Here is a 17498-nt window from a genome sequence, read left to right as displayed (position 1 = left end):
CTATTTTATAGATTTGTTATGGGTTTATATTATCAGAATATTAGGAGCTTTTCAACCACCAATTTATTACAATCGTATAAAGTAAAACGTTGCTTCTCTACCAATAAAAAAGAAGGACAATACTAATGAAAGTATTGTCCTTCTTTTTTATTGATTAGTGCCCTTCTACAAACACAAAGTATAGAATAAAAATAACGAACATGCCGTACATGATAGGATGAACCTTTTTAATATTCCCGCTCAAGATCATTGTAATCGGATAAAATACAAATCCCATAGCGATTCCTGTAGCGATGCTATACGTAAGGGGCATCGTAATAATAGTTAAAAATGCCGGTACCGCAATTTCAAATCGATTCCATTCAATTTTATTCAAAGATGAAACCATCAGGACACCGACAATGATTAAGGCTGGTGCTGTTACTGCAGAAGTCATTACGGATAATACTGGTGAGAAGAATAATGCCAATAAGAATAAGACACCCGTAACAATTGCTGCAAATCCCGTTCTTGCACCTGCGGCAACTCCTGCACTTGATTCAATATAAGAAGTCGTCGTTGAAGTACCGAAAATCGCTCCCGTTACAGTTGCAAGTGAATCTGCTAGCAATGCTTTACCCGCACGCGGAAGTTTATTGTCTTTCATTAAGCCGGCTTGGTTGGCAACGGCAACAAGAGTACCTGCAGTATCAAAGAAATCTACGAATAAGAATGTCAGTACTACAATTAAGAATTGGATGGTCATTAATGATCCTGGATCATTCAGTAAAGGTTCGAACGCCACCCCGAAAGTTGGAGCCACACTTGGAACTTTACTTACTATAGAAGAAGGAACATCTACTAAATTGAAAATCATCCCCGCTACTGCCGTTAATAGCATCCCGTAAAAGATACCACCTTTAACGCCTCTTACCATAAAGATAACAGTTAACACTAATCCAAAGATGGCTAGCAACGTATTTCCTGCAGATAAATCTCCTAATCCAACTAGTGTAGCTTCGTTATTGACGATTATCCCTGCGTTTCGTAAGCCGATAAAGGTGATGAACAAACCGATACCTGCTCCAACAGCATATTTTAATTCAGCAGGAATGGCATTGATGATGGTTTCACGAATTCCCGATAATGAAAGTACAATAAAAATTAGTCCCGAAAATAGAACACCTGTTAAAGCTGTTTGCCAAGGAATTCCGTAAGTTAGAACAACTGTATAAGCAAAGAATGCATTTAATCCCATTCCCGGGGCAAGGGCTATGGGATACTTGGCTATCAATCCCATAAAGAGAGAACCGACAGCTGCCGCTAAAGCAGTTGCTACAAATACTGCACCTGGATTCATGCGCATTGCGTCAGGTAAATCAGGCACCGAATTTAGTGACAAAGTTAATGGATTGACGATCAAAATGTAGGCCATCGATAAGAACGTAGTTAGTCCACCAATAATCTCGCGACGATAATTCGTTCCGAGTTCTTCAAATTGAAAATACTTTTTCATGTTTTTTCCTCCGTGTTGTCGTGTACACATTTGTTTCCTCTATAATAATTAAGTTTCAGCGTCAGATCTTAACTCAACTCTCAGTCTATAAAACAGATACCCAGTTTAATAGAGATGTTAACCACCGAATTGAATTCGACTTGCGCTAAATGCTTTCTATTATAAAAAACAAAAAGGCATGCAACAAAAAGTCGCATGCCTCCGATTTCTTCCATTAACGATGTTAATAAGAAGTAAGAAAGACGGAACGGTCCGCCTTTCTAAATCGTAGTCGAGTCATTTACGGTAACTCGGTAGAAACTTTCGGGCCATATTCCCGACTTTATACGACGACAGTATTTAATTACAATAGTACTATAACATCTATTTGTAGAGGTTTCAATCATTTTTCCGAACAATAATTAAAAAAATGTCTCCATAGTTCGGAAATAAACATTCATTTCCAACTGAACTCTTTATTCCCACTCAATTGTTGCTGGTGGCTTGCTCGTGATGTGGTATTTTGCCTTCGATTTTTTGATTCATTGAAAATCATCCAGTAACTCAACAATTTTAACCATAAAAAAACTCCCTTCTATTTGCAAAATATCGCAAATAAAAGAGAGTATTTGTTAATAGTCAATTGTTGCTGGTGGTATAAGTCACTTTCAATAAAACATCTATAAACACTGATATATCAAGGTTTGAGACGTTTCAAAAAAGTTCTTTACAACCTACTATTCCCACTCAATTGTTGCAGGTGGCTTGCTCGTGATGTCATACAGTACACGGTTGATGTTTGGCACTTCATTGACGATGCGGACACTGATTTTCTCCAATACATCCCAAGGCACACGAGCCCAGTCAGATGTCATCCCATCGATTGAAGTTACTGCACGAATGCCGATAGCATAATCGTAAGTACGTGCATCACCCATTACACCGACACTTCGAATGTCAGGTAACACCGTGAAGTACTGCCAGATATCTCGTTCAAGACCAGCTTTAGCTACTTCTTCACGTAAAATCGCATCAGATTCACGAACGATTTCAAGTTTTTCTTCTGTAATTGCTCCTAAAACGCGAATTCCAAGACCTGGACCTGGGAATGGTTGACGCCATACAATTTCATCTGGCATTCCAAGCTCTGTTCCAAGTGCACGAACTTCATCTTTAAATAGCGTGTTTAATGGTTCAATTAATTTGAACTGCATATCTTCAGGAAGCCCGCCAACATTGTGGTGAGACTTGATAGTCTGTGCAGTAGCTGTGCCACTCTCGATAATATCCGTATAAAGCGTACCTTGAGCTAGGAAGTCCATCCCTTCAAGTTTTGCTGCTTCATCGTCGAATACATATATGAATTCATTGCCGATAATTTTACGTTTTGTTTCAGGATCTGAAACGCCAGCCAGTTTGTTCATGAACCGCTCACGTGCATCAATTTTAATGACATTCATATGGAAGCCATCAGCGAAAGTCTTCATTACACTCTCAGCTTCGCCTTTACGAAGTAAACCATGGTCGACAAACATACACGTTAATTGATCGCCGATTGCTTTGTGAATCAATACTGCAACAACAGAGGAATCCACTCCGCCGCTTAATGCACACAATACTTTTTTATCGCCGACTTCTTGACGGATTTTTTCAATTTCAAGCTCAATGAAGCTTTCCATTGACCAATCACCTTTAGCTTTACAAACACCAAATACGAATTGACGAATCAATTCAATACCGTAAACCGAGTGACGTACTTCAGGGTGGAATTGAACCGCATATAACCCGCGTGATTCATCAGCGATAGCTGCTACCGCACATGATGGGCTTGTAGCAATTACTTCAAAACCTTCTGGGGCAACCGTCACGTGGTCTCCGTGACTCATCCAAACAATTTGTTCCTTCGGTAAGTCATGGAATAATGTACTTTCTTTAACAACTGAAATTTCAGCTTTACCGTATTCGCGATGAGAAGCTTTTTCAACTTTCCCACCAAAATGTTGAGACATTAATTGCATACCATAGCAAATTCCTAAAATCGGAATGTTTAAATCGAAAATTGCTTGGTCAATATGGAAAGCATTTGCATCATAAACCGAATTTGGACCACCTGAGAAAATGATACCTGTAGCATTCATAGATTTAATATCTTCAGCGGTTACTGTATGCGGATGTAATTCACTGTAAACACCGAACTCACGGATACGGCGAGTGATTAACTGATTGTATTGACTACCAAAGTCAAGTACGACGATTTTTTCTTGTTCTTTCAACATAGGAGTTGCTGACAATATGGCCACCTCTTCACTTTGATTTTCGGACTCCCTTTAATATAGAAAAAACGCGTATGAAAGAAAACCTTTCTACGCGCTCTTTTGCTCTACACAAGAAAAGCTGAAACGTCACTGAAGTCTGGGACCTACCCTGAAAGAAATGAAACGGAAAAACCGTTCCAGTTGAATATCTCAAGGTTAGGTGCAGACTGACGCTTGCTACTAGACATTTAAGTCTCTTCTCGTTAAAAAGGCGAATGCAAATAAATGTCCATAAATAGACATGGGTGCATTCGCCTTCATAGTCAAGTCATTTCCGGCGACTTGGTAGAAACATCCGAACCTTATTATCGGACATATATGAGGGCAAACCGGTCTGTATAATTTTTCTCAATTCTACAGGTTGTCCGCCTTAAAATCAACCACTGGTGCGATTGATTAAATTTTCCCAACTTTCTCTCAGTTGAAGCCATTCGTGAGACTCGATATTTTTCCCATAAAAGCCTTTTTCATAAGCTGTCGTCAATACTTTCATATCTTTTGAGCCGAAGAATGAATCCACATATTTTGCATAAGTTTGCAATGTTTGCCCTTCATTCCGTTGAATCCCATACAACTCAAGCTGTTTTAACAAACTATGGTAGCTATGCTCAAATGACTGCCAGTTATCTTTACGTAAACGGTAATAAGGAACCAAGATTTTCGGCATCCATTTTTTTCGAATCCGGAACAACATATATGAGAGTAAAAGTGCGATGATGCTCCAGAAAATGATTTGTCCTTTATTGTCCGACATCCAGTCAGTAAAGTTCTGAATCATATCCGTGAATCGTTCTGAAAATGGTTTAGTTTCTCCTTTGCCTGTCGTTTCAGGTTTTTCCGGTTGCGCTGGGACAACTGGTTTTTCAGGCGTATCAGTCGAGTTTAACTCCAAATCGAAATCAATATTTCCAGTTCCACTAAAACCAATGGTCGGTTCGAATGGCATCCAGCCGATTCCTGGCAAATAAGCTTCGACCCAAGAATGGGCGTTATTATTTGTAACTTGGTACATTCTTTCCCCATCTTCAGTCCGAAGCTCTTGCCCTTCAGCGAATCCTTTAACCCACCGTGCTGGGATATCTAAAGAACGGAGCATAATAATCATGGATGTAGAGAAATTATCACAATACCCACGTTTTGTTTCAAATAGAAATTGATCTACATAGTCCTCATCTTTTTTTGGAACGGAAACATTATGTTGATCGTAAACAAAGGCGTTTTGTGGAAAATAGCGTTCAATTGCCCGAGCTTTATCATATAGATTGGTTTCATCTTTAGTAATAGTTCGAGCCAATTCCCGAACGCGTTCAGGTAATTCTTCAGGCAACTGTAAATAACGTGAAAAGTCTTGAGATAGTATAGACAAACCTTCGTGAGTCGTTGCACGTAATGCCTTTAAACTGTAAGTTGGTTCACTGAAAGCTATACTATAAGCCTTTAATTGGACTTCTTCGTTCTCCCGATAAGTCTCGATTTTTTGTGTATTGTTTGATATTGAGAATGTTGTACCTTCAGGTGCGTCCACTGTCACGGAACCATACGGATACATTAAGAATGGATATTCCAAGCTGAAATTATACTTGGCAACATCTTTATCCTCTTCAAGACCTGTTGGAATTCCTGTATCCAGCGTATCGCCTACTGTATAATTACGAATTTCATTGGAAGAAACGGATTGTTCCCATCCTTTTGATGTGTAAGTATCCTTCGTTTCAATCTTCCAATATTGCGGTGTTTGCACAATCGCTTCAAACACAACAGTATTATCTGACCTGAAAGCACCGCCTAAATTGGAGTCATCTTCACCATAGCCAATTTTCCCGATGCCAACTGCTCCTCCGGGTCCTGTACCTGCTCCTTCAGCAAACGATTGAATAAACGGGACAGGATCTTCCCATATCGGTCCGGCTTTAGGAAGTAAATAGCCGATTGAACCACTGAATGCAACTAGCATTACAAGAGGAATAACAAGAAAAACATATTTCTCCCTGGTCATGGTTACTTGATTTTGTTCCATTATTTTCGCTACTTTTAATAGCCCCGATAATAATAACCCCAGAATCATGATACGAAGAATCGCCCCATCACCTTTATACGCACTGAATGTATCCAGTGCCGCAATAAAAACAACAGTCATGAAGAAGAATAAGAAAATGTTAAAACGGATACTGATCCAGTGATGTATTAAATATGCTGTCATCCATATTAATGAGAAAAACAGCACTGTACGGAAAGAATCAGTCACTAGTGACCAGTCACGACTGAAAAGTGCACCTACATTTATCATTAATTCCCCAAACAAAAATGAAACTGCTTCGCTTGTGAAAAATACTTCGTCCGTATAAACAAATACAATGACCCAGGCAATATAAACCAGTTTTCCAGGAACCGTAAGCCACCATGGAGCCGATAAGAAACTGAATACAAAGCACAAGACGATGAAAGCTAGGAATATAGATAAATAGTTGGTTTCGGTTAACTCTAATACTGGTAATAACCATTCACGGAATAGAAAGAACACCAGTAAATAAAATAAGGCTTGTAGCCATTTATTTTGAAGTCCAATTTTCATTTGCGACCTACCTCCGTAAAGGCATTTGCGAAATGATCTTGAGAAAGCACGTGCGTGATCATTCCTCTCGAACGAGCAAGTTGATGCAATGTCATTGCTTGTTTCGATAACTTTTCGCCTTTTTTCACAACAACAAAAACAGTACATTGACGTAAGTTTTTGGCAGCTCGTGGAATTGATTCAATTAATGCTGTGGTTAATTCACCAGTAATTAGCAAAATGGATGTTGCGCTCGACATGGCTGGATCTTTCAGCAATAATTTTTCGATTGGCTGCGTCAAATCAGCTTCAACTTTAGCTAAATGAAACATCGTTCGTTGCAGCTGTTCCTCACTTTGAACAGCAGGGAAATAAAAGCGAGAGGCACCTAATGACAAGAATGCCGCACTTGCTTGGTTTCGAACAACTGCTTGTAACACTGATGCTGTCAATTCAATTTGTTCTTCAAAATTTTCCGACGGTTTTCGGTCAACCATAATGAACAAATCCTGTGACTGTCGATCTTCAAATTCTTTCGTACGTAAGGTTTGAGTGCGGGCAAATGATTTCCAATGAATCCAAGAAACCCGGTCACCCGGTTGATAGTCCCGAACCCCTGTTGCCATCGTAGTATCCTTAACAATTGTAAATGGTGAGGCGGCGGCGCCTTGATCGTATCGAGTTTCAATCGGCATATAAATCATTTCCGCTATGTTTGGGTAAACGATGACGGTCTGTTTTAATGGAAGTACATGTGTTTTTTTCACCCAGCCAAAAAAATCACTTACGGAAATTTCAATACCATCCAAAGAATGTTCGCCACGTGGCATCTGATCGATTTCATAGGTCCACTCGATGTTTCGTTGAAACCCTACCATTTTCACAGTTTTCAATTGTTTATTTGCATGTCTGATAAGGGATGCACTTTGAGTGACTTCCTTTACGACAAGATAAAGCATTGGAAAACGTGACGGTCTTTTTAATTTCACCGTCACAATCAATTTCCCACCTTTGCGGATTTGAGCAGTTTGAATATAGCGCTCAATTTCTATTTTCGAAATGGGACTGAAGAAGAATGCAATGGAATATAAGGCAAACGGAACTATTGAGTAAAAAATGAACCAACTGACGAAACCACCCTGAAACATGGCAAATGCAAACGAAAAAATGACTAGAAAGAGGACAAAAAGGAGTCGTCCTCCAATTGCCCATGTCAAGTTAGCTTTCTTCATTGTTTAACTAACCTTTTAATTGGAACATTCGTTTTGGCTAAGATACGTTCCACAATTTCCTCTGGTGTTATGCCATCATAGCGGGCTTCTGAACGTAAAATCATGCGGTGGCTGAAAACAAATGGTGCTAAATATTGAATATCGTCAGGTGTTACAAAGTCTCTTCCCTTCAACATCGCAAACGCCTGCGATGCCTTCATCAATGCCAGTGACCCACGAGGACTGACACCTAAGTAAATATATGAATCTTTTCTTGTACGGTTTGCTAAATCGACGATGTAGTTTTTAATTGTATCGTCGACCACGATGTCTTTTACTTCTTTTTGCATAAGAATCAGATCCTCCAAAGAAATGACAGAATTCAAGTTTTCTATTGGAACTGACTTCTCTGCACGCTTCAATACTTCAATTTCTTGTGTGTGTGACGGGTATCCCATGCGAAGTTTTAAAAGGAATCGGTCCAATTGCGCTTCTGGAAGCGGATATGTCCCCTCGTATTCTATCGGGTTTTGAGTGGCCATTACGAAAAACGGTTTAGGAATCGTCATGGTTTCACCATCAATTGTCACGGTTGCTTCTTCCATACCTTCCAAAAGTGCTGACTGAGTTTTAGGGGAAGTCCGATTGATCTCATCCGCCAATACGATATTTCCCATTATCGGACCTGGTCTGAATTGGAATTCCATTTCTTTAGGATTGTAAATCGATACACCAATTACATCCGATGGCAATAAATCCGGCGTGAATTGAATTCGTTTGAATTGAGCACCAACAGATTTTGCTAAAGCACGTACCATCATGGTCTTTCCAACGCCCGGCACATCTTCAAGCAATACATGGCCTTGAGCGATTAACGCAACTATACTTAACTCGGCAACTTCACGTTTCCCAATCATTACTCGTTCAATATTATCAACAATTGCATGTATTTTCTCTTGGTTTCTCATCTCATTACTCCCCCAATTGTCCTACTTAATTATTATATTTTTTAGAAAATTAACATATTATAACGTAAGTTTAACTAAAATTACCCTTTTTTACAACTTATTATTATATAAGAAAAGCACACACGGATGATTTCCATGTGTGCTTTGGCTTATTTCCAAAAGTCGTCAAAGACGGTTATTGGTAAATGTCTTTTATGTTGAGAGCGTAAATAATAATTTTCCAATTTTTCTCGTGGTTCAGAAAGAATTTCTCGGCCTTCTAAATAATCATCAATTTGATCATAAGTTATACCAAGTGCAATCTCATCCGGTAATGCCGGTCGATCTTCCTCCAAATCAGCAGTTGGAATCTTCGTATACAAATGTTCAGGACTGCCCAAAGCTTTTAACATTTGCTTGCCTTGACGTTTATTTAATCTGAATAACGGGACTAAATCTGCGCCACCATCCCCAAATTTTGTATAAAATCCTGTGATGGCTTCAGCACCATGATCCGTTCCGAGAACGACCGCACTGTGCATCGCTGCTATTGAATATTGAACTTTCATTCTCTCACGTGCTTTTTCATTGCCTTTGGCAAAATCGGAAAGAGTGATTCCAGATGCATCAAGTGTACGTTTGCTGGCATCGACCGCTTCCTTAATATTTACCGTATAAATTTTTGATGGTTGAATGAAATCCAGTGCATCTTGACAATCGTCTTCATCAAACTGGACGCCATATGGCAGCCGTACTGCAATGAATGAGTAGGCTTCAGTTCCCGCTTCTTCATTTAATTCATTCACGGCCATTTGTGCCAGTTTACCTGTAAGTGTAGAATCCTGTCCGCCTGAAATCCCAAGCACCATTCCTTTAAGGAATGGATGCTTTGTTAAATAGCTTTTCATAAAATCAATCGACGTCCGAATTTCTTCCTGGGGGTCAATCGATGGTTTAACTTTCAATTCTTCTATAATTGTCTGCTGTAAGTTTGTCATGATAGCACCTCCTCAAGCATAATGCATGCGGTCGACCATTTCTTGAACTTCCTGGATATTCCGCATCTTGTTATCCCAACATTTTTGACTTAAATCCACTGGATATTCTTCTGGATTTAATGAACGTTTATACTCATCCCAAAGCAGTTCCAAGTTCGTCGATGCATAATCACGCATTTCAAACAAAGTTGGATTTGAATAGATGATTTGTCCATTTTCAATAACTTTTGTATGAAGATCTTTAGCTTCAAAGTTAGTCACGAATTTAGATACAAATGTATGAACTGGGTGAAACATTTTCAAGCGCTTTTCATGGGTTGGATCTTCATCAAACATTGTGATGTAATCGCCTTCTGCTTTTCCATTTTCACGATCAATAATTCGATACAATTTTTTCCGACCAGGTGTCGTGACCTTTTCAGTTGTAGAAGAAATTTTAATTGTATCTTCCATCACATCATTATCACTCTCGATTGATACAATTTTGTATACTGCTCCAAGGGCTGGTTGGTCATAAGCTGTAATTAACTTTGTGCCAATTCCCCACATATCTACTTTTGCGCCCTGTGCTTTTAAGTTTAAGATTGTATATTCATCTAAATCGTTTGATACAACAATTTTCGCTTCTGTAAATCCGGCTTCGTCGAGCATTTTGCGCGCCTCTTTAGAAAGGAAAGCAATGTCACCGCTATCCAGACGAATGCCAATGAAATTGATTTTATCCCCAAGCTCTTTCGCCACTTGAATAGCCGTTGGTACACCAATTTTCAATGTATTGTATGTATCTACGAGGAACACACAATCATTATGGCGTTTTGCATAAGCATGAAAAGCCTCATATTCGCTTTTGTATGCTTGTACTAGAGAATGTGCATGGGTTCCTGCAACTGGAATGCCGAACTTTTTACCAGCCCGCACATTACTCGTCGCTTCTAGTCCACCGATGACGGCAGCACGTGCGCCCCAAATTGCCGCATCCATTTCCTGTGCCCGACGTGTACCAAATTCCATCACGGTATCAGTTTTTACAATTTGTTTAATTCGACTGGCTTTCGTCGCAATCAGCGTTTGGTAATTGACGATGTTCAGGAGTGCAGTTTCAATCAATTGCGCTTCCACGAGTGGAGCCTCTATACGAATGATTGGCTCATTGGCAAAAACAAGTTCACCTTCCACCATTGAATAAACGTTACCTGTAAAACGGACCTCGCGTAAATAACTGATAAAATCTTCCTTGTACCCCAGCTCATCCTGCAAATACGCTAAATCACTATCGGAGAAATGAAACTCCCGGAGAAAATCCAGTACTCGCTCTAGTCCCGCAAAAATGGCATAACCATTGCCAAATGGAAGCTTGCGGAAAAACAACTCAAAAACCGCTTTTCTGTTATGTATTCCGTCAGCCCAGTAGGCCTCCGCCATATTGATTTGATATAAGTCTGTATGTAATGCAAGTCCATCATCAGCATATCTTGAAGTCATCATTAAACCTTCTTCCACGATCATAATAGTCCTTAGTATACACCATTTACCCGAAATCTTATCTTCTCTAACAAAAACGCAAACCAATTGTGAAATTGGTTTGCGTTGATAAATTATGTACCCATTTTTCTACGTGTATTGCTCACTTTTTTGGTTTGTTGACTTTGCATTTTTTTCGCTGATTGCGTTGAATTTCCTTTGGCATTGTTTTCATTCGATTGGTTTTTCTTCGCTTCCAACTGCTTTTGCATCGCTTCTTTTAGACTCATTTTTTTCTTCGGTGCTTCTTGCTGGTTGTTTTCGTTGTTTTCTGTCATGTAATTTCCTCCTTCGGAGAGATATAATTGGTCTTTGCTTCTCTTCATTATACTCGAAATACGGCCAATACTGGAAATTTTCTATCGTCATTTTCATTATTTCCATCATATTAAGACAATGAACCCTCACTTATTCTTTTTGATGCCTGGTATGCATACAATTTGATACAAGGAGGTTGTTCATTTTGAAAGGTAAAAAATTTGATTGGCTGCCTGTTATCTTGCTTTCTTTAGTTGCTCAATTTTTCATTCTGCAATTTTTACTATTCATAGAAATTAAGCTATTGCACGCCATGTCATACGAATTACTCGTGAAAATCAATTTTTTCGTTATCGCGCTTAGTGGCGGGTTAGTGGCGATGCGCTATTATATTAATTCATCTCCACACATCGGTGGTATTTGTGGAGCTCTCTTCATCATATTAAGTGAATTTTACAGCCGACATTTTTCAATTGATTTAACCGTCATCTTTGTTATGCTTATTGCCTATCTTGCAGGCTACATCGGTTCGATCTTACAAACAAACAATAGCTTGTTCAAACGTACCTGATAACATATTCCTGCATAACAAATATTAAAGCCTATCACAAGTTCAATGAACTCATGAAAGGCTTTTTACATGTCTGCTACTTCCAATATGATTGGGCAATGATCGCTACCAAGTATTTGAGGATGAATATACGAATCTTGGAGTCTGTTTTCAAGTCTATTGGATGCTATGAAGTAATCAATGCGCCATCCAATATTACGTTCTCTCACTTTACTCATGTATGACCACCACGTATAGGCCCCTTCTGTATCAGGATAAAAGTAGCGGAATGTATCGGTGAACCCTTCTTGAAGCAGTGCGGTCATCTTGCCACGTTCTTCCACTGTAAAGCCAGAATTCCCTCTATTTGTTTTGGGATTTTTGAGATCAATATCTTCGTGTGCCACATTTAAATCCCCACACATAATCACGGGTTTGATTTGGTCGAGTTGCTGTAAGTAGGTACGCATTTCATCTTCCCACTCCAAGCGATAGGGAAGTCTTGTTAAATCCCGCTTGGCATTCGGCGTATAGACGTTCACTAAATAAAACTGTTCATATTCCAAGGTGAGAATTCTCCCCTCCGCTTCTTCACTCAGGTCCCCTACTCCGTATCTGACGGATAGCGGCTTTTTCTTAGTAAATACGGCGGTACCAGAGTAGCCTTTTTTCACTGCATAATTCCAGTATTGTTCGTATCCTTCTAGATGCAATTCTATTTGACCAGCCTGCAACTTTGTCTCCTGCAGACAAAATATATCAGCATTTACTTGTTGAAAATACTCGAGAAATCCTTTTTTCACACAAGCTCGAATGCCATTTACGTTCCACGAAACTATTTTCATCCTTTATTACTCCTTTTTGATGGCACTAAATCTATGAATAACTATATCAAACACTTTAGCTATCACCAAAAAGACAGACTTATAAAGAAAAAACCTTCCGAAAACCACAATAAAAAGGTGATGCGGAAATGTTATCGAACTCCTGCATCACCTTTCTATGGTTACTTATTATTTCTATAGTAAATAGGGTTACGTTATTACTCCTTGCTTTCATCCATCAATTTTTTCCACTCCCCATATAATTCCGGATCCATTTCCTTTAACTGATACAGGAACGTGTCCAGCAGCTTTAATTTTTTGAGGGCACAAAAGAAACGAATTGGCCACTCTTGTTGTATTTTCAATGAATTCACATGGTCTACCACTTTGATTTCTCCAACATCGGTTACGAATAAATGGCGTATACTGGCATCGATTCTGGTAAAACCGATCCTTTTCATTTCCTTGAATATATAAACCAGTTGTTTGGCGATTGGTTCCGAGATGCTGAGGTGCGAATTCAGATAATCCTCCAAAGGTTGACCCTTGATGTATTCCATAACAATATAATTCGAGCCGACTTCGAAAACCTTGGGAACAATTGAGGAGACCTTCCCTGCATACAGTGTTTTGCTCTCTCTCAGACAGTGTCGTTTTTTTGCATATATCTTTAAGCATCGGTCATCAGAAAGTTTGAAAACAGCTCCCTGCATTCCTTTACCGATCAATTCGTAATTGGTCGGGTTTTTAATTTTCAAGCCTTTATTTGTTTTTTTTATAGTGATTTTGTGAAAGTCGTCCACATTTTCATTCCTTTTTTCTAAATTATTGCGATAGATTCTTACGTCACGGCAATTGTCTTTTGGCTGGAGCTTAGCAGGACCGAACCATTGACCTCAATGACGTTTCCGTTCTTCCTCATTTTTAGTCTTTCAATAATACTTCAAGTCCTTTTCATTTTTATAAGACAGTCCCTTTGGATTACCAGGTCATAAAAAATCACGGCATGTTTCCTCAAAAATTTTATCAATGCATATACTACTGAAGATGCTTTTTTGTCTAAACCTCCCGGCTCACCTTCACTTCAATTGAACAAACAGAATAAGATAATAGTGTCATAAATGGAAGACGGTATTTATACGACTGTTATTTGCTTAAATGTGCCACGGGCAACCGTTGGGTTATTCCTGCTCAAGAAATTCCAATGTGTAAAAGGAGGAATATTTATAGATGCATTACCATTTAATCCAAAAGAGAAACTAAAGTTGCCATATTTAGATGGCTCGGAGTCGAAAATAATAAGCCGACCAAAAGCACTTGATTTTGCAAGAAATATGTTAGAATACGAGGTTATTTCGTTTGATGTATTTGACACTTTGTTATTAAGACCGTTTGCCCAACCTCATCATCTTTTCATGATATTAGGGGAAAAACATAGCTGTGTGAATTTTATGGCTATACGAAGGGAAGCGGAAAAGGAAGCGCGTAATCAAGCAAAAGGAAAAAAAGGAATTAGCGAAGTAACAATATATGATATTTACGAACAAGTTGAGTTAAGAACAGGAATTGATAAACAATATGGCGTGCAGATAGAGTTACAAACAGAATTAGAGTTTTGCTTTGCTAATCCCTATATGAAAGATGTTTTTGAAATACTTAAGTCCCAAAATAAAAAAATAATTGCTATTTCTGATATGTATTTAACAAAGTCAATGATTGAACAATTATTGGAGAACTCAGGTTTTAGTGGTTTTTTTGACGTTTTTGTTTCCTGTGAGAACCATTGCAGTAAACGCGATAAACAATTATTCAATATAGCTTTAACAAAATTAGGCAAGGATTTGAGTATGGTACACGTCGGGACGAATTATGAATCAGATATAAAAAGCGCTCAAGAACTAGGCATAGAGGCAAGATATTACAATAACGTTCATGAGACTGGAAATCAATACCGCCCAGACGATATGTCCGAACTAATTGCTTCCACATACAGTGGAATTGTTAATACTCATTTGCATAATGGTATTAAGCAATATACTCCTCATTATGAATATGGTTTCATTTATGGTGGTTTGTATATATTGGGCTACTGCAAATGGATTTATGATTATGCAAAACAAAATAATATAGATAAAATATTGTTTCTTTCAAGAGACGGAGACATTTATAGGAAAGTATTTAATTTTCTTTTCACTGATATGGATACTGAATATGTTTACTGGTCTCGAATTGCTAATGCGAAATATACAATAGAAAAAAACCGATATGATTTCTTGAAACGAATGGTTCAACACAAAGCAAAAAGTGCATTAGGAATTACAATCAAAGGTCTGTTTGAGTCTTTGGAGTTAGAAGAATTATTTAGTTTGTTGACTCAGCATGACCTAAAAGAAGACGATATCATTCATAAAGGAAATGTAAAATTAATTCAATCTTTTTTAGTAAAAAATTGGGAAACTGTTGTGAAAAAACTAACTGAAGATCATGCAATTGTAAAAGAGTATTTTATGAATATAATTCAAGGAAATAAAAAAGTTGCGGTAGTTGATGTTGGCTGGGTTGGATCTGGGGGGGCAGGGATTAAATATTTGATTGAACAAAAATGGAAGTTAAATTGTGAAGTTCACAGTTTAGTAGCCGCTTGTAGACACTCGAACCACACAGGTAATCTAAGCCAGATCATGAAGAAAGAAATAGGAGTTTACATTTTTTCTAGAATGCTTAACAGAAATTTATACGATACACACACAAGTACTAAACATAATAATGTATTTTTCGAGTTATTTACGCAGGCTTGCTATCCTTCATTCTCCGGCTTTAAGAGAACTGAAGACGGATATAAATTACTATTTGATGTCCCAGAAGTTGAAAACTATAAGATTATTGAACAAATTCATCAAGGTATTTATGATTTTGTAAAGTTATATAAGAAGACGTTTTCGAATTATGAGTATCTCTTTAACATATCTGGGTACGATGCGTATTTACCATTCAGAATGATCATAAGAGACCTTCGATTTATAAGGGAAAATTTTGGTGACTTGAGTTTTTCCAGAGGAGTAATTGCGGATACTGAAAATCAATCTTTCGAGACATTAAATGACATAATGGATCAGGCTAATCTATAAGTCTACTAATTAAGCTGAAATATGTTTTTTTACAATTTAGATTCGGAGTGAACATCATGATTTTGTACCATGTAGTTACAATTCATCAATTGTTACACTGCATCATATATAAAGAACTTTTTCATAAAGAACAGGTTTGTTACATTCTATTATCAGATTCAATTAAAGAAAAATTCCCACAGTTTAAGGAAATGGAAGGTCTCTTTTTTGATAAAATCTTTTTTTTAAATACCCACGAATTAGATACCGAAAAAAATAATTATGTAATTGAAAAATATCTCGTGGAAAATAAGATTAATCCCCACGAATTTACTGAAATAATTGTAGAGAGCCCGGATAGTATTTTTGGAATTTATTTGATTGAAAAAGAAATTAATTTCACTTCCTTGGAAGATGGCAGCGGATACGATAGAAAGAATCAGATAATCACCAAGAAAATAGGAAACTTCAACAAAAGAATCATAGAATTCGATGAACCTAACCTAGAACATTTTGATTTGATTGAAAGTATGGGTAGAATGGGTCGTAGTTTTCTTGATAAAGTTCTTGTATTTTTTGGTATCAATCAAAAGATTCAAATTAATAAAGATTCAACAATCTTATTAACAGAACTTCTCTCTAATTTTATAACTTACGAAGAACAAAAAAAAATATATCAACTAATGGTTGATTACTTCGTACCGGAACCGGAAACCAGGTTAGTGATATACCCCCATCCTGATGATCTTATGTTCTATAATGGGATATTTCAGCAGGCAACTGTAATAAAAAAGGAGTTTCCATCTGAGTTAATTCCTTTTATTTTTAATGAAAAACCGAAAACAGTAATGACTATAACTCCCCCTCGCATAAATAACATAATGGGTCATTTCGAAAATTGTATAAATTTTTCCATTGATTTTGAAAGGTATTTTAATATTACACATCGTTATTATTGTGTTGTGAAGTTAATCAATGAGTTAGCGGCAGATTATGAAATTTATGAAATGAATACAGATAAACTGCTTCTGGAAAATTTATTGAATTGTTCTGGAAATCAATTGTGCAGCAGTGTTATTAGTGTTAATAATTCGAGTCAAATTCCTCATAAAAGTATTGTTATAATTGATGATTTTAACCGTAATACTTTTCAGGAATCTAGAGAAATAAGTAATTTTATTAAATCAATTGATCACGAGTCTATTATCATCTTCATTAATTCCAATAAGGAGTATCTGTTCTATGATTTTCCTGACAAAGAAGTATTTGAGAGTATGGTACCAGTTGAAATTAATCACAACAGTACAATTAATGAAATTGAACAATACTCAGAAATATTTTTTGTTTATTCAAAAAGGAAGGATACAAGGACTATGATTAATCAACAGGAATTTGAAAAATCGCTGAGAAATTCAAACGAATTAATTAAAGTAAAAGCTTTATCAGAAGATCAGTTAAGAATAAAGATATTAGAAGGGATATTAGAAGCAACAGAAAAGAGATTGGAGCACTATATTAAACTGGAATCAGAACTGAGAGAAAAGTTGAATACTCGACCCAAATAAAATGTTCCATTCAATTCTTCCACATCTAAAATCCCCCTATTACCCTTGGTTAATTTTCTAAATTACTTTATTGATCCAATTCTGAATTGCAAATTCAAGAAATAAAAAAGAATACATCCATAAACTGAACAGTTTTATGAAAGGTCCTGCTACCTAGACAGCTAATAAGTGACCTCG

Annotated in this window: 13 protein-coding genes and 2 riboswitches; of the genes, 3 read left to right on the top strand and 10 right to left on the bottom strand. The window is 37.4% G+C overall.

The features are described 5' to 3' along the window. Window positions 1-154: 154 nt before the first annotated feature. From MHH33_RS03215 to MHH33_RS03180, 8 genes are all read right to left on the bottom strand, one after another. Window positions 155-1495, bottom strand: a complete 1341-nt coding sequence (locus MHH33_RS03215; RefSeq protein ID WP_016429435.1) for an NCS2 family permease — start codon at window positions 1493-1495, stop codon at window positions 155-157. Window positions 1496-1743: 248 nt separating this feature from the next. Next, window positions 1744-1845, bottom strand: a riboswitch (purine riboswitch). Window positions 1846-2211: 366 nt separating this feature from the next. Then, window positions 2212-3750 (bottom strand): glutamine-hydrolyzing GMP synthase, encoded by a 1539-nt coding sequence (gene guaA / locus MHH33_RS03210; RefSeq protein ID WP_036660253.1) that lies wholly within the window; start codon window positions 3748-3750, stop codon window positions 2212-2214. Window positions 3751-4029: 279 nt separating this feature from the next. Then, window positions 4030-4131, bottom strand: a riboswitch (purine riboswitch). A gap of 34 nt (window positions 4132-4165) precedes the next feature. Continuing rightward, window positions 4166-6361, bottom strand: coding sequence for a transglutaminase domain-containing protein (locus MHH33_RS03205; protein ID WP_342542923.1), 2196 nt, complete (start codon window positions 6359-6361; stop codon window positions 4166-4168). After that, on the bottom strand, window positions 6358-7572 hold the full coding sequence (locus tag MHH33_RS03200; protein ID WP_016429438.1) for a DUF58 domain-containing protein: 1215 nt from the start codon (window positions 7570-7572) through the stop codon (window positions 6358-6360). Before MHH33_RS03200 ends, MHH33_RS03205 begins: the two co-directional genes overlap by 4 nt. Beyond that, window positions 7569-8519 carry a MoxR family ATPase gene (locus MHH33_RS03195; protein WP_342542922.1) on the bottom strand — a complete coding sequence of 317 codons (951 nt, stop codon included), beginning with the start codon at window positions 8517-8519 and terminating at the stop codon, window positions 7569-7571. Before MHH33_RS03195 ends, MHH33_RS03200 begins: the two co-directional genes overlap by 4 nt. Before the next feature lie 149 nt (window positions 8520-8668). Further along, window positions 8669-9496 (bottom strand): ammonia-dependent NAD(+) synthetase, encoded by an 828-nt coding sequence (gene nadE, locus MHH33_RS03190; protein WP_342542921.1) that lies wholly within the window; start codon window positions 9494-9496, stop codon window positions 8669-8671. 12 nt (window positions 9497-9508) lie between these two features. Then, window positions 9509-10978 carry a nicotinate phosphoribosyltransferase gene (locus MHH33_RS03185; RefSeq protein ID WP_342543722.1) on the bottom strand — a complete coding sequence of 490 codons (1470 nt, stop codon included), beginning with the start codon at window positions 10976-10978 and terminating at the stop codon, window positions 9509-9511. 113 nt (window positions 10979-11091) lie between these two features. Next, entirely contained in the window at window positions 11092-11295 is a 204-nt protein-coding gene (locus MHH33_RS03180; RefSeq protein ID WP_342542920.1) for a hypothetical protein, read from the bottom strand. 185 nt (window positions 11296-11480) lie between these two features. Here MHH33_RS03180 and MHH33_RS03175 point away from each other — a divergent pair, with 185 nt between their 5' ends. After that, complete coding sequence (locus MHH33_RS03175) at window positions 11481-11846, top strand: hypothetical protein (protein ID WP_342542919.1); 366 nt, start codon at window positions 11481-11483, stop codon at window positions 11844-11846. Window positions 11847-11911: 65 nt separating this feature from the next. Here the strand turns inward: MHH33_RS03175 and MHH33_RS03170 are convergent, their stop codons facing one another. Both MHH33_RS03170 and MHH33_RS03165 read right to left on the bottom strand, forming a co-directional pair. Beyond that, window positions 11912-12670, bottom strand: coding sequence for an exodeoxyribonuclease III (locus MHH33_RS03170; RefSeq protein WP_016429444.1), 759 nt, complete (start codon window positions 12668-12670; stop codon window positions 11912-11914). Between the two features lie 197 nt (window positions 12671-12867). After that, window positions 12868-13362: an AarF/UbiB family protein gene (locus MHH33_RS03165; RefSeq protein WP_342543721.1), complete on the bottom strand. Its 495-nt coding sequence runs from the start codon at window positions 13360-13362 to the stop codon at window positions 12868-12870. A gap of 408 nt (window positions 13363-13770) precedes the next feature. Here MHH33_RS03165 and MHH33_RS03160 point away from each other — a divergent pair, with 408 nt between their 5' ends. Together MHH33_RS03160 and MHH33_RS03155 are read left to right on the top strand one after the other, a co-directional pair. Continuing rightward, a complete protein-coding gene (locus tag MHH33_RS03160; RefSeq protein ID WP_342542918.1) occupies window positions 13771-15777 on the top strand; it encodes an HAD-IA family hydrolase in 2007 nt (668 codons plus the stop codon). Window positions 15778-15833: 56 nt separating this feature from the next. Next, a complete protein-coding gene (locus tag MHH33_RS03155) occupies window positions 15834-17321 on the top strand; it encodes a hypothetical protein (protein WP_342542917.1) in 1488 nt (495 codons plus the stop codon). The last annotated feature ends 177 nt before the right edge of the window (window positions 17322-17498 follow it).

The sequence above is a fragment of the Paenisporosarcina sp. FSL H8-0542 genome (genome assembly GCF_038632915.1).
Taxonomy (GTDB): Bacteria; Bacillota; Bacilli; order Bacillales_A; family Planococcaceae; genus Paenisporosarcina.
The sequence above is the reverse complement of the archived record's forward strand: the minus strand, read 5'-3'. Positions and strand labels throughout refer to the sequence as shown.

Excerpts from the sequence above, each read along its gene's own strand:
- MHH33_RS03215 (WP_016429435.1), bottom strand. The coding sequence starts at position 1,495 with ATGAAAAAGTATTTTCAATTTGAAGAACTCGGAACGAATTATCGTCGC.
- guaA (WP_036660253.1), bottom strand. The coding sequence starts at position 3,750 with ATGTTGAAAGAACAAGAAAAAATCGTCGTACTTGACTTTGGTAGTCAA.
- MHH33_RS03205 (WP_342542923.1), bottom strand. The coding sequence starts at position 6,361 with ATGAAAATTGGACTTCAAAATAAATGGCTACAAGCCTTATTTTATTTA.
- MHH33_RS03200 (WP_016429438.1), bottom strand. The coding sequence starts at position 7,572 with ATGAAGAAAGCTAACTTGACATGGGCAATTGGAGGACGACTCCTTTTT.
- MHH33_RS03195 (WP_342542922.1), bottom strand. The coding sequence starts at position 8,519 with ATGAGAAACCAAGAGAAAATACATGCAATTGTTGATAATATTGAACGA.
- nadE (WP_342542921.1), bottom strand. The coding sequence starts at position 9,496 with ATGACAAACTTACAGCAGACAATTATAGAAGAATTGAAAGTTAAACCA.
- MHH33_RS03185 (WP_342543722.1), bottom strand. The coding sequence starts at position 10,978 with ATGACTTCAAGATATGCTGATGATGGACTTGCATTACATACAGACTTA.
- MHH33_RS03180 (WP_342542920.1), bottom strand. The coding sequence starts at position 11,295 with ATGACAGAAAACAACGAAAACAACCAGCAAGAAGCACCGAAGAAAAAA.
- MHH33_RS03170 (WP_016429444.1), bottom strand. The coding sequence starts at position 12,670 with ATGAAAATAGTTTCGTGGAACGTAAATGGCATTCGAGCTTGTGTGAAA.
- MHH33_RS03165 (WP_342543721.1), bottom strand. The coding sequence starts at position 13,362 with ATGCAGGGAGCTGTTTTCAAACTTTCTGATGACCGATGCTTAAAGATA.
- MHH33_RS03160 (WP_342542918.1), top strand. The coding sequence starts at position 13,771 with ATGGAAGACGGTATTTATACGACTGTTATTTGCTTAAATGTGCCACGG.
- MHH33_RS03155 (WP_342542917.1), top strand. The coding sequence starts at position 15,834 with ATGATTTTGTACCATGTAGTTACAATTCATCAATTGTTACACTGCATC.